Source organism: Bartonella sp. AD328YNZD, assembly GCF_042196425.1.
Genome location: NZ_JBHIQG010000462.1, coordinates 1 through 1549 on the forward strand (window position 1 = coordinate 1; position 1549 = coordinate 1549).

Annotated in this window: 1 protein-coding gene; it reads left to right on the plus strand. The window is 34.6% G+C overall.

What is annotated here, in order from left to right; translation table 11 throughout:
- Window positions 1–851: 851 nt before the first annotated feature.
- A partial coding sequence (locus tag ACFIO3_RS12840) for an N-acetylmuramoyl-L-alanine amidase (protein ID WP_375704589.1) occupies window positions 852–1549 on the plus strand: 698 nt, incomplete at its 3' end.

A 1549-nucleotide genomic window follows, 5' to 3' on the forward strand; every position in this document is an offset into this window, starting at 1 on the left:
ACCTCTATGGGGATGTAAAATATTGCCTAAATTATTGAACATTCTATTATAAGAAGTATTTTGATCTTTTTCTTCAGGGGTTTTTGTCTATAGGCTGTTTTTTCTTTTGATGTGTAATTAAATGACTTTGATTGATTCAAGATTAAGAACTTTACTATATCTCGCTACACTCAATATTTATAATGATTAATTATGATTATAAATCAATGTATTGTCTCTTATTAACAGCATATAAAAGGAGCCCAGAGACTTGTGTGGTTGAAGTATTGTCAATAATGGAGCTTCTTTTGTCAATCAGAAAGCAATGCTGTGAAAAGATAAGAAGCAGTGTCTTTTAGAGAAAATCTTTGCAAATTTTATTGAAAAATATGCCAATGAAGTGTTGCGTGTGAATATTTTCTGTTCAGTTATCGGATAATAAATTGCTGTAAAGGCCTCATAAAATTTTTTCTTTAAGTTTTTGTGTAAGCATGACCGTTGGGTGTTTGCTTCCCGAGGAGCGATATTTTTCAATTTGATAACAGGAAGAACTATTTTTTTTGTAAGACGTGAAGATTTGAGGAGTGATCATTTTACGCTTTTGTTTTCTTTTTGATTGGTCATTTATAGGAATTTTTTTGGGAAAAATATTTAATGTGGTGTATTTGTGAATGTGGTTAAAAACATTTTACGCGTGTGTGGGAGAAATAAAAATGTGTCTTAATTGTTGATAAGAGTATCAATGTTTTTGATGAACAAATTTCAGTCGTAATTCTTAGTATCTAGATAGGAAGTTCAGCGGATTTTAACAGTTAGTATCCTATCTGTTGTGATGTGCAGTGGTCTTTTTAAGCAAAAAAGAAAGGGCTTTTATGTATCAGATTGATTACAATAGTTATCGTTCTGTCAAGAGTTTTAATCGTCGCGTTCGTTTTCTCGTCATGCATTATACAGCTCTTGATTTTAAAGCCTCGATTATGGCACTTACAGGAGAAAAGGTTAGTGCACACTATCTTGTTCCTGATCCTTCAGAGCAGACATATCGTGAGGCAGGCTTTAAGGATATGCGTATTTTTAATCTGGTTGATGAAAATGAGCGTGCATGGCATGCGGGTGTGAGTTCATGGGCTGGGCATAGTCAGCTCAATGATGTATCTATTGGGGTTGAAATTGTTAATTTAGCGACTGATTATTCTGAGTCTTCAGAAGAGGCAGTTGATTGTACGACTTATCATGATGAGAGGGATATATTTCCTCCTTATAACCCAATACAAATTGATGCAGTTAAGGAACTTGCCTTGAATATTCTGCAACGGTATCCCGATATTATGCCAACTGATGTTGTGGGACATAGTGACATTGCCATTGGAAGAAAAAGTGATCCAGGAGCAGCTTTTCCATGGAAAGAGCTTTATAGGGCAGGTATAGGAGCATGGTATGATGACGAATTAAAAAGTCATTATCAAGAGCAATTCTCTAAGAACTTTCCATCCAAAGAAGATGTTTTGGCGAAGCTAAAATGCTATGGATATGATATTTCTGTTGCGTGTACCCAAACAGGATACAAAGA